This window comes from Streptomyces sp. NPDC000151 (assembly GCF_040301705.1).
Taxonomy (GTDB): domain Bacteria; phylum Actinomycetota; class Actinomycetes; order Streptomycetales; family Streptomycetaceae; genus Streptomyces.
In genome coordinates this window covers 19,461-31,543 of record NZ_JBEPFC010000005.1, presented here as the reverse complement: position 1 = coordinate 31,543, position 12,083 = coordinate 19,461, and the positions used below count along the sequence as shown (strand labels likewise).

The following is a 12,083-nucleotide window of genomic DNA, read 5'->3' as shown; positions in this document are numbered from 1 at the left end:
GTGTACACGAACGTCGGGTGTATGAGGAGACGCGCATGAGTGCGGAGCAGAACAGGTCGCTCTACAGGAAATGGATCGACGAGCTCTGGCATGCCGATCCGGAGAAGATGGACGATCTCGCGGAGCAGCTCGCGGCGCCGGACTTTGTTGCCCACTGGCCGGGCGAGGACGTGTCCGGCCCCGTTCAGCTGGCCGAAATGGTCCGCCGCGGGGTCTCGCTCTTTTCCGAGGTGCACGTCGACGTCGTCGTCGGCCCGCTCGCGGAAAACGACCTGGTGTCCGGCAGGTGGATTTTCCGGGGAAAGTACAACGGTGAACTTCCCGGTTCGTCGGCCGTCGTGGGAACCGAGGTTTCCTTCGCGGGTATGGATATCTTCCGCTGCCGTGACGGAAAGTTCACCGAGTATTGGGTGAGTTCCGACGGTCTCCAGTTCATGGAGCAGCTGGGATTCACGCCGAAACCCTGACGGTGCGCCGGCACGCACGAGAGGGGCCTCGGGTCCGCGAACCCGAGGCCCCTCTCGTCATGGGGGCGAGTCAGCCCTCCTGGGGCGCCGGGGCACCCGCGGGGCGGGCGGCGGGCCCGGTGCGGAGGGTGCACGCGGCGATCACGGCCGAGCACCCGGCGAGTACCACGCTTCCCCAGGCCACTGCGGTCAGGCCATGGGTGAAGGCGTCCTGCAGAGCGCGGAACGGGACGCCGGGCACGGTCTCCAGGCGCCCCGCCGAGACGGCGTGGATGATTCCCTCGGCGCGGCCGGTACCGACGTGCGCCGCCGAGAGCGGCCCCTCCAGGGCGCTGCGGACCTGCGTGGCCAGGACGGTGCCGAGCGCCGCGACGCCCACCACGATGCCCAGCGGGCGCACGCTGTTGGCGAGGCCGCTGGCCAGCCCCGCGCGCTCGACGGGGACCGCGCCGAGGGCCGCGGCCATGACGGGGGCCTGGACGACTCCGCCACCCGCGCCCAGGACCACCAGGGCCGGCGCGAGGTGCAGCCAGCTGCTGTCCGTGTTCAGCATGGTCAGGGGGAGCAGGCCGACGGCCGTGACGGCGCTGCCGACCGCCGTCACGGTCGCCGTACCGAACTTCTTCAGCAGCTTGGCGCCCATGGGAGCCGTCACCATGAACGGCAGGATGATGGGGAGCAGGGCGGCCCCCGCCTGCAATGCGGAGTAGCCCCGCACCTGCTGGAACCAGATGGCCAGGAACATCATGAGGCCGAAGAACGACGCCACGATGGTGAAGAGGGTGAGCAGCGCGCCGCTGTAGGCGGGGGCGCGCAGGAGGCTCAGGTCGAGCAGGGGGTGACGGCCACGCCGCTCGGCCACGACGAACAGCGCGAGGAGAAGGAGGCCGGCGACGAGGCAGCCGAGGGTCGTCGTGCCGGCCCAGCCGTGTTCCGGTGCCGCGATCACCGCGTACGTCACCGCGATCAGGCCGGCGGCGGAGAGGAGCAGGCCGGCGGGGTCCAGCGGCCGGTCGGCGGACCGGTGGCCGCCGGGCAGGCCGCGGGAGCCGGCCACGACCGCCAGACACAGCGGCAGGTTGATCAGGAACGCCCAGCGCCATCCGGCCGAGTCGACGAGCACTCCGCCCAGCAGCGGGCCGACGACGAACGACAAGGACGCCACGGTGGTGTAGAGGCCCAGTGCGCGGGCCCTGGCCCGGCCGGGGAAGCCGGCGGTCAGCTGGGCCAGTCCCGCGGAGGTCAGGGCGGCCGCCGAGACCCCCTGCGCGGCGCGCGCCGCGATCAGCACTTCCGACCCTTGCGAAACGGCGATCACCGTGGAGGTCAGTGCGAACGCGAGCACGCCGAGGACGAACATCCGGCGGTGCCCCCAGCGGTCGGCCAGTACGCCGGCGGTCAGCAGGAAGGCCCCGTACAGCAGGCTGTAGGCGTCCACGACCCACTGGAGTCCGGCCAGGGAGATCGTCAGGTCGGTCCCGATGTGCGGCAGCGCCACATTGACGATGGTGGTGTCGATTCCGGAGATTCCCGCTGCGGCCGCGACGACGATCAGCAGCCGTTTCTGAGCCTGTGTCCAGCGTTCTGGTTGCGCTGCCGCCTCGCGATGGTCAGTCGTCGGGCTTTCCGTCATCGGCGCGTTCCTCGTCTCCTCGTAGCGGATCATGTATACGCGTAATCAAACCAGGTGCCGCTCTACCACGGAAGAGGGTTGTGGCCGAAGTTGACCGGGTGTTAGCTTCTAGGCCGTCCGGATTGATCAGTAGGTGGCGTACGACGTTTCTGCTGCGTGCCGACGTCTTTGACCAGGCGTATGACCGGTGTCCGCAGTTGGTTGTCGACGGGGGAGCGCGTTCTTTTGCGTGCCGGCCCCTCTTTCAGGAGGACTTCGGATGAATGCTGCTGAACTGCTCATCGCTGAACTCGAACGACGGGGCATTCAGCTTTGGGAAGAGGACGGCGGACTGCATTACCGGTCGCCGGCCGGAGCCCTGACCCAAGAGCTGCGCGAGGAGCTCCGGCGTCGCAAATCCGAGGTCCTTGAACGGCTGCGCCGGACCGCCGACGGGCGGACGGCCGAGCCGGACCCGGAGAGCCGTCACGACCCCTTCCCTCTCACGGACATGCAGTCCGCATACCTGCTCGGCCGCCGGGACGTCTTCGCCTATGGCGGAGTCTCCTGCCACGGTTACGGTGAGCTGGAGTTCGACGCGCTCGACCCGGCACGTCTGGAAGCCGCCTGGCAGAAGATGATCGAACGGCACGACATGCTGCGTGCCACCGTCGCCGACGACGGCACTCAGCAGGTGGCGCCGACCCGGCCCGCCTACCGCGTCGCCGTCGAGAACCTGGCCTCGGACAGCCCGGAAGAACGCGCGGCCCGGAGGGAGGAGATACGGGAGGAGATGGGCCACCGGGTCTACGACAGCACGGTGTGGCCCCTCTTCGACCTCCGAGTGACCCGCGGCCCCGGCAAGGACATCCTGCACTTCTCCGTCGACTTCCTCATCGCCGACTTCCTCAGCATCCAGCTTCTGCTGGACGAACTCCGCCAGCTGTACGAGTGTCCCGACGCCGAACTGCCGGAGCTGACCATCCAGTTCCGCGACTACCTCCGCGCCGAGCGCGAACTGCGTACAGGTCCCCGCTACGAGGAGGACCGGGCCTACTGGTGGCAGCGGATCGACGAACTGCCGCCCGCCCCCGAGCTTCCGATGGAGCGGGACGCCGGGGCCGAGGGGCAACCCCACTTCCGCCGGTACGCCTTCGGCCTCACCCCGCCGCAATGGTCCGCACTGCGGGAACGCGCGGGCCGGCACGGCGTCACCGCGTCGACCGCCGTGCTCGCCGCGTACACCGAGGTGATCGGCGCGTGGAGCAGACACCCGCGGTTCACCCTGAACCTCACCCTGCTGAACCGCCTGCCCCTGCACCCCGACGTCCCTCGCCTCATCGGTGACTTCACCTCCGTCGACCTGCTTGAGGTCACTCAGGACCACGGGGTCCCGCTCGCCGAGCGGGCTAGCACGCTCCAGGGCCGGCTCTGGGAGGACCTGGACCACCGCCTGTGCTCAGGCGTCGAGGTCATGCGTGAGCTGTCCCGGCGGCGCGGCCAGGAGGCCGCCCTGATGCCCGTCGTCTTCACCAGCGCCATCGGTGTCGGCGGTACCGATGACGGCCTCGGCGAGGAGGCCTGGGGACAGCTCGGCCACGGCATCAGCCAGACACCGCAGGTCTGGATCGACTGCCAGAACATCGAGCGGCGCGGCGGCCTCGCCACGAACTGGGACGTACGGGAAGGCGTGGTACCGGAGCGCGTCCTGGATGCCATGTTCGACGCCTATCGCACCCTGCTGCTGCGCCTCGCCGAAGGCGACGAAGCGTGGCGCGAACTCGCCCCCGTACCCCTGCCGGCCGACCAGCGTGACCGCCGCCGAGCGGTGAACGACACGGCCGCCCCGCTCCCCGAGGGGCTGTTGCACGAGGAGTTCGTCCGCCAGGCCGGGCGCACCCCCGAACGGCCCGCCGTCATCAGCGACCGCCGCACCCTGACCTACCGGGAGCTGCTGGACCACGCCCGGGCCGTGGCCGAGGCGGTGCGGGACCGCACCGACCCCGGCGAACTCGTCGCCGTGGTGATGGACAAGGGCTGGGAACAGCCCGCGGCCGTCCTCGGCATCCTCCTCGCCGGCCGCGCGTACCTGCCGGTCGACTCCCTCCAGCCGGAGCTGCGGCGCGACCGGATACTCCAGGACGCAGCCGTCCGCTGCGTCCTCACCCAGTCCTGGCTGGCCGACGCCGCTCACGGCACCAGCATCCCTCGTGTCCCCGTCGACACCCTGGCCCCCGTCACCACGGCCCCCACCCCCGACGAACCGTCGGCCGCCCCCGACGACCTTGCGTACGTCATCTACACCTCGGGCTCCACAGGGCGGCCCAAGGGGGTGATGATCAGCCACCGCAGTGCCCTGAACACCATCGAGGACATCAACCGGCGGTTCGCCGTCACCGCGGACGACCGCGTCCTGGGACTCGCCAACCTGGGCTTCGATCTGTCCGTTTACGACGTCTTCGGCCCGCTGTCCGTCGGTGGCGCCCTTGTGCTGCCCGGACACGAAGGCCGGTCCGACCCCTCCCACTGGGCTCGCACCGCCGCCGACCACGGCGTGACCCTCTGGAACTCCGTACCGGCCCAGATGCAGATGCTCGCGCACTACCTCAACGCGGAACGCGACCGCATACCCGCCGGGGCGCTCTCCGCACTGCGGCTGGCGCTGCTGTCCGGGGACTGGATACCCGTGACGCTCCCGGGAGAGCTGGCCGAACTGCTCCCCGGGCTCAGGGCTGTGAGCCTCGGCGGAGCGACCGAAGCCGCGATCTGGTCGATCCACCACCCACTGGACGATGTGGCGGAGGACCTGCGCAGCATTCCGTACGGCACCCCGCTGGCCAACCAGACTTTCGCCGTCCTCGACCAGGACCTGCGCGACCGCCCCGAACTGGTCGCGGGCGAGCTGTACATCGGCGGCGCGGGCGTGGCCCAGGGATACCTCGGCGACGACGCGCTCACCGCCGCCAAGTTCATCCGGCACCCCGCCACCGGCGAGCGGCTGTACCGCACCGGTGACCTCGGGCGCTACCTGCCGGACGGCACGATCGAATTCCTGGGCCGCGAGGACGCCCAGGTCAAGATCAGAGGGCACCGGATCGAGCTGGCCGAGGTCGAGGAAGGACTGTGCTCCGCCCCCTCGGTCGGAGCGGCCGCCGCCGTCGTCACGGGGGAGAGTGCTGCCGACCGGAAGCTGTGCGCGTTCGTCACAGGCAAGACACTCGACACGGACCCCGAGCCCGCCGACGACGTGGTACGCGCCCTGACCACCGCCGCGGCTGCGGTCCGCGCCGACCTCGAAGGCGACATCGACGGCGAGGGCATCGCCGACTTCGTCCGTGAGCTGGACGCCGCCCTGCTGACCTCCATGGCCCAGACGCTCGGCAAGACCGGCCTGTTCGCGGACGGTGGTGCGGCGACGGCAGCGGACCTCGCCACCGCGCTCGGCGCGCTGCCCGAACACCATTCCCTCGTACGGCGCTGGCTCCGCGAACTGGCGGCAGCCGGAATGGTGCGCCGCGACGACGACGGACGCCACCACGGCCTGCGGCCGGCCGATGTCGCGGACCGCACCCGGGCCTGGGAACGCGCCGAGGCGGCCCGGACCGAACGGATCTGCCCCACCGCCCTCATGGCGTACTTCCGGGGCAGCGCGGAGAGCCTCCGGGCACTGCTGCGCGGCGAGGCCAACCCCTCCCGGATGTTCTTCCCCGAAGGGCGCCAGGACGTCGCCGAGGCGACCTACAGCCACAACGTGGCGGCCGAACACAACAACCGCATCGCGGCACAGGCCCTGCGCTGCATCGCCGAGGCCCGTACGGCCGCCGACGGGCCGTTGCGCGTGCTGGAGGTCGGCGGCGGCATCGCCAGCACCACCCGGCATGCCGTGGACGCCCTGGCGCCCTACGACGTCCACTACACCTTCACCGACGTCTCGCAGTACTTCCTGCAGGGAGCCCGCGCCCGCTTCGCCGACCGTACGAACATGGAGTACCAGCTCTACGACCTCAACGCGGACTACCGGCCCCAGGGTCTCGCCGCGAACTCCTACGACGTGGTGCTGTGCGGCGGAGTGCTGAACAACGCCCGGCACACCGAACGCACGCTGCGCCACCTCAAGGAACTCCTCGTACCGGGCGGCTGGCTGATTTTCATCGAGGCGACCCGCGAGCACCTGGAGATCAGCGTCTCGCAGGCGTTCATGATGGAGGAGTTCAAGGACTTCCGTGCGGAGCAGGACACCACGTTCGTCACCCGGCGGCAGTGGCTGGACCTGACAGCCGGGCTGGGCGCCGACGCGGTCGTCTGCCTGCCGGAGGAGGACGACGCACTCTCCGGTATGGGACAGCACGTCTTCGCGGTACGGCTGCGGCCCGAGCACGCGCGCGTCCACGGCCCGGCGCTGACCGAGCACCTCCGGCGGCGCCTGCCCGAGCACATGATCCCCGCGGAGATCGAGGTCCTCGACGCGCTGCCGCTCACCGACAACGGAAAGGTCGACCGCAAGGCGCTCCGGGAGCGGCTGCGGTGCACCACACGGTCCGAGGACAGCGTGGTGCACGAAGAAGTCACCGACGCCCTCGAAGAGACACTGGCGGCCCTCGCCGCCGACGTCCTCGGTGTGCCGTCCGTGGGCCGGCGGCAGAACTTCTTCGACCTCGGCGGTGACTCGCTGCTGGTCGCCCAGTTCGTCGGCCGCATTCGCGAACAGGTCCCCGAATGCGCCGAGCTCTACTTCGACGGTCTGCTGCGGCGGCTGCTCAACCAGCCGACCGTCGCCGAACTCGCCGACTACATCCGGCAGTACCGGCCCGCCGAACAGGCCGCCGGCAGCGCTCCCGCGCTCTCGCCCCTCGTTCCGCTCAACGACGAGTCCGAGGGACCCTTGCGGGTGCTGGTGCACGAAGGCATCGGGACGATGGCGCCGTACCGGAAGCTGGCCAGGGAACTGGCCGAGCACGGCCCGCTCGCCGGTCTCGCCGTCAACGACATGCGCGGCTACCTGGCCCTGGACGCCGAGCACCTCATCTCACGGCTCGCCGGCGACTACGCCGAAGAACTGCTCGCCCAGGGCCACCGGCGGTTCCACGTCGTCGGGTACTGCCTCGGCGGCCTGCTGGCGACCGAGATGGCCGGCCGGCTCACCGAAGCCGGCGCCGACGTTGCCTCCCTCACCGTGGTGAGCAGCTACCGCGTCCCGTACCGGATCGAGGACGAGCTGCTCTACGAGTACGCCTTCGGCCGCGTTCTCTCGGCCGATCTGGGCGCGATGGGTTACCACAAGGACGAGGAGCTGATGGGCCGGGCACTGCGCACCGTGCTCGCCGCGACCCCCGGCACGGTCGGCGAAGAGGCCTTCGACGCCCTCGACGGCGATCCGGGCCTGGCCGAGGTCGCCGAGCGCTTCAAGGCGTTGCGCGCACGCGACCCCCAGGAACGGCTGGACACGTTGAGCGCACACCTCCTCGACCGGGGCTCTCCCATCGGTTCGGCCCAGCAGGTGACCGAGCTCTACGGCGTTTTCCGGCAGAGCTTCGCGGCGGCGACCTCGCACCGGCCCGACCTGTACGCCGGCGACATGACGTTCCTGAACCCGCGGGGCACGCTCCAGTTCCTGCCGGGGCTGCAGGCGGACATGACCGCCTACTGGCGCGAGACGTGTCTCGGTGACCTCACGGTGACGGAGGTGCCCGGCGACCACTTCAGCTGCCTGGAAGCCCCACATGTCGGGACCACGGCGAAGGAGATCCTGGCCGCCGCACAGCGCGGCGGAGCGGCCAGGTGACCGCGTACGTACCGCTGACAGCTGCGGACAGAGAACGGGGAAGGGATTTTTCATGGTGAGGCCGCTGGACACCGGACGCCGGCCGAAGGTCGTGGTGTGCGGTACACGGTGGGGACGGGTCTACCTCCAGGCGTTCCTGGAGCCGGACTTCCCCTTCGAGCTCGTCGGCATCGTGGGACAGGGCAGCGACCGCAGCAAGGCGTGCGCACGGTATTACGACGTACCGCTGTACACCGACGTGCGGCAGGTCCCCGACGACGTGGACATCGCCTGTGTGGTCATCAGCGCGGGAGTGCAGGGGGGCAGGGGGGCCGAGATCGCCCAGGCGTTCATGGACCGTGGCATGCACGTGCTCCAGGAACACGCGCTGCACCACGACGAGCTCGCCGCCTGCCTGCGGGCCGCCCGCAGGAACGGTGTGCAGTACCGGCTCAACACCCACTACCCGCACATCGAGCCGGTGCGCAGATTCATCGCAGCTGCCCGTGAGTTGTTCACCAAGCAGCGTCCCCAGTTCATCGACGCCACCTGTGCCATCCAGGTCGCCTACACCCTCTTCGACATCCTCGGCCGGGCCCTCGGCGGGGCGCGCCCGTGGGGATTCGCCGACATCCCGGCGATCCCGGACGAGCTGCGCTCGCTCACGGGGCTGGACTTCCCCTACCGCTCCGTGAACGGTGTCTTCGCCGGTGTGCCGATGACACTGCGCATGCAGAACCAGATGAAGTCGAGCGATCCGGACAACTACACCCATCTCTTCCACCGCATCACGGTGGGCACCGACGGCGGGCACCTCACACTCGTCAACACTCAGGGCCCCGTGCTGTGGAGCCCCCGGCCGCACGGGCCGGAAGAGGCCTGGCACACGGTCCGCCTCTTCGACACGGATGCCGTGCACCTCACCTACCCCAGTGCTTCGGTGCTCGGCCCGGTCACGGGCCCCGACTACCGGGAGATCGTCGGCTCGGTCTGGCCAGGGGGCGTACGCACCGCCCTGGGGGCCCTGCGCCGGGCGGCGGTGGCCGGGGACGACCCGCTCAAGGAAGGGCAGTACTACCTCACGCTCTGCCGGCTGTGGCAGGACCTCACGACCCGGCTCGGTTACCCGACGCAGCTCACGCGGTCGGACGCCCCCGATGTACTCCCGGCGGACGACCTGGAGAAGGCCGCTCTGGCCGTGGGCCCGAAGGACGGTTGGCGTGACTGACACAATGAACCGCACCCCCGGTGCCGACTGGCTGCGATGTTTCCGGCCCGCTCCGGGCAGCAAGGCCAGCCTGGTGTGCTTCCCCCACGCGGGCGGCGCGGCCAGCGCGTTCCGTACCTGGCCCCGCCGGCTGGGCGACGGCATCGAGCTGTACGCGGTCCAGTACCCGGGACGCCAGGACCGCTCGGCAGAACCGCACATCGACGACATGGAGGTCATGGCGGATGCCGTGGCGGCTGCGCTGCGTCCCCTCCTGGACCGGCCGCTGGCCCTGCTCGGGCACAGCATGGGGGCGGCCATCGCGTACGAGGTGGCACAGCGGCTGGCCGACGAGCCGTTCGCCACGTGCGCCCACCTGTTCGTCTCCGGCCATCCCGCACCGGACATGCAGCGTCCCGGCACTCTTCACGAGAGCAGCGACACCGGCCTCATCGAGGACGTACGCCGCCTCGGTGGCATCGCACCCGAGGCCCTGGACAACCCCACGCTGCGTGAACTGTTCCTGCCCACACTGCGCGCCGACTACCGCCTGATCGAACGGTACGCACCGACACCTGGTACGCCGCTGCGTACCCCGGTCACCGTCCTGTGCGGTGCGGACGACCCGGAGATGACCCACGCCGAAGCGCTCGCCTGGTCCCGTACCACCAGTGGCGCCTTCGCCGTGCGGACCTTTCCCGGCGGCCATTTCTACCTCGCCGACCAAGAGGCGCGGGTGGTGGACGCGGTGACCGGGGCGCTCGACGACGTGACCGGCCGGGACCCGGCTCCACTGCACGGGGGAAGGGGGCTCGCGCGATGAACCCGGAACAGGAACGGGAGAACGCGGCGCGAGGGTTCGCCATCCGCCTCTTCACCTCGGCGGTCGCCGCCCAGGAGCTGTTCACCTGCTACCTCGGCCTGAAGCTCGGCCTGTACCACGCCCTGACGGACGGGCCCGCGGCCTCGGCGGAACTCGCCGAACGCGCTGACACCGACGAGCGTTACACCCGTGAGTGGCTGGAGCAGCAGACGGCCGCCGGAATCCTCACCGTCGACGACGCCGGCCGCCCCGCGGCGGAACGCCGCTACTCCCTTCCCCCTGGCCACGCCGAGGTGCTGCTCGCGCCGGACAGCCCCTACATGGTGGCGCCCATCGCGGTCCTCCCGATGGGAGCCACCGGCCCCGTCCTGCCCGACCTGCTCACCGCCTTCCGCACCGGAGCCGGCATTCCCTACACCACGTACGGCGAGGACTCCCGGGACGGGCACGCGGGCTCCAATCGCGCGCTGTTCACCCGACACCTGGCCGATTGGGTGCGCACCGCGCTGCCGGACGTGCACAACCGTCTTCTGATCGGCGGCCGGGTTGCGGACGTCGGCTGCGGTGCCGGCTGGTCGAGCATCGCGCTGGCCACCGCGTACCCGGACATCCAGGTCGACGGTTACGACCTCGACGAGCAGTCGGTGGCCGACGCCCGCCGCAACGCCAAGGAACACGGTGTGGCCGACCGGGTCGACTTCCAGGTACGCGACTGCGCGGACTCCCCGCGGCCCGGCCGTTACCAACTGGTCTGCGTCTTCGACGCACTGCACGACATGGCCCGGCCGGTCGACGTCCTGCGCTCCTGCCGCTCCCTGCTCGCTCCGGGCGCGCCACTGCTCGTCATGGACGCGAAAGTCGCCGAGCGCTTCACCGCTCCTGCCGGAGAGGTGGAACGGTTCCTGTACGCCGCCAGTGTGCTGCACTGTCTGCCCGTGGGCCGGTCCCAGGAGCCGTCGGCAGCCACGGGAACGGCCATGCGCCCCGCGACGGTGGCCACCTACGCGAGGGAAGCAGGATTTGCCGGTACTCAGGTGCTGCCCGTGGAGGACATGTACCACCGCTTCTACCGACTGGCTGGTTGAGCAGCCATGCCGACGATTCCGACAGCATCCGGGGTGCGGCGCGCACCGCAACAGCCCGACTGGCCGTTGCCCGAGGCGGCGGCCGTCGTCCGGAGTGCGCTCGCCGCCAGAGCCGGGCTGGTCACGGAGGAGGAATGCCGGCACCTGACGGCCTCGCTCGGACAGGCCGGCAGGGGAGAAGCAGTGGTCCTCCAGGGAGGTGACTGCGCGGAACGGTTCGCCGACGCCGCTCCGTCCGTCGTATCGGCCAAGACCGATCAACTGCTGGCCCTGGCGGCAACCATCCGGTACACCAGCGGCCTGCCCACCCACCCCGTCGGACGCCTGGCGGGCCAGTACGCCAAACCCCGTTCCAGCGAAAGGGAGCGTCTCGCCGACGGCCGCAGCATCCCCGTGTACCGCGGCGACGCGGTCAACTCTGCGGCGTACCGCGAAACCGCCCGGACGGCGGATCCGGCACGGTTGCTGCTGGCTCATGACGCCGCCGCAACGGTGCTCGACACCGTCCGGCGCTCCTGGCCCGACGACCCGTCGCAGCCCCGTGTGTGGTGCTCGCACGAGGCACTGCTGCTCGACTACGAGGAACCGCTGATCAGGGCGGGGCGACGAGGGCCATACGGGTCGAGCGGCCACTTCCTGTGGATCGGGGACCGCACCCGCTCGCCGTACGGCGCTCACATTCGCCTCGCGGCCACTCTGACGAACCCCATCGGCGTGAAGCTCGGTCCGGGCGTTGCGCCGTCAGAGGCTGCGGAACTCTCCCGGCGCCTGAACCCCCATGGGGTGACGGGCCGGCTGACGTTCATCGTCCGGCTCGGTGCGGCCCACGTGGACGACCTGCTGCCGGGGCTGATCTCCGAGGTGGCCCGCCGGGGCGCCCCTGTGCTGTGGCTGTGCGACCCGCGGTCGGGGCAGCTCCCCGGTGGCCTGCATCTGGAGATGACGCCCGAAGACGTCGACGAATGCGTTGACGACGAGCGAGAGCTGGCCGGTGGCCGGTGGCCTCGCGGCTACCGGTCGGCGTGCGATCCGCGACTGAACCCCGAGCAGGCCCGGCATATCGTCCACACCTTCAGCAAGCACCTGTGACGGGTCGTCTCCCGGCACCAGGATCGGTGAAAGGCTCGG

At 70.5% G+C, this 12,083-nt stretch carries 7 protein-coding genes and 1 pseudogene; 7 read left to right on the top strand and 1 reads right to left on the bottom strand.

Annotated elements, in window-relative coordinates:
• Positions 1 to 35: 35 nt before the first annotated feature.
• Complete coding sequence (locus ABT381_RS03040) at positions 36 to 467, top strand: ester cyclase (protein ID WP_351586971.1); 432 nt, start codon at positions 36 to 38, stop codon at positions 465 to 467.
• A gap of 70 nt (positions 468 to 537) precedes the next feature.
• Here the strand turns inward: ABT381_RS03040 and ABT381_RS03035 are convergent, their stop codons facing one another.
• A complete protein-coding gene (locus ABT381_RS03035; RefSeq protein WP_351586969.1) occupies positions 538 to 2,100 on the bottom strand; it encodes an MFS transporter in 1,563 nt (520 codons plus the stop codon).
• A 259-nt stretch (positions 2,101 to 2,359) separates the two neighbouring features.
• Between ABT381_RS03035 and ABT381_RS35860 the strand changes: the two are divergent.
• From ABT381_RS35860 to ABT381_RS03010, 6 genes and pseudogenes are all read left to right on the top strand, one after another.
• Positions 2,360 to 2,461: pseudogene (locus ABT381_RS35860) on the top strand (TubC N-terminal docking domain-related protein); the annotation flags it as partial.
• Positions 2,462 to 2,590: 129 nt separating this feature from the next.
• The gene (locus ABT381_RS03030; protein WP_502965695.1) at positions 2,591 to 7,861 is read left to right on the top strand and encodes a non-ribosomal peptide synthetase; all 5,271 of its coding nucleotides are present in this window, start codon (positions 2,591 to 2,593) and stop codon (positions 7,859 to 7,861) included.
• A 52-nt stretch (positions 7,862 to 7,913) separates the two neighbouring features.
• On the top strand, positions 7,914 to 9,068 hold the full coding sequence (locus ABT381_RS03025; RefSeq protein ID WP_351586965.1) for a Gfo/Idh/MocA family oxidoreductase: 1,155 nt from the start codon (positions 7,914 to 7,916) through the stop codon (positions 9,066 to 9,068).
• Positions 9,061 to 9,870, top strand: a complete 810-nt coding sequence (locus ABT381_RS03020; protein WP_351586963.1) for a thioesterase II family protein — start codon at positions 9,061 to 9,063, stop codon at positions 9,868 to 9,870. Before ABT381_RS03025 ends, ABT381_RS03020 begins: the two co-directional genes overlap by 8 nt.
• A complete protein-coding gene (locus tag ABT381_RS03015; protein WP_351586961.1) occupies positions 9,867 to 10,955 on the top strand; it encodes a class I SAM-dependent methyltransferase in 1,089 nt (362 codons plus the stop codon). The genes ABT381_RS03020 and ABT381_RS03015 overlap by 4 nt, the downstream gene beginning before the upstream one ends.
• Before the next feature lie 6 nt (positions 10,956 to 10,961).
• Entirely contained in the window at positions 10,962 to 12,044 is a 1,083-nt protein-coding gene (locus ABT381_RS03010) for a 3-deoxy-7-phosphoheptulonate synthase (protein ID WP_351586959.1), read from the top strand.
• Positions 12,045 to 12,083: the final 39 nt, after the last annotated feature.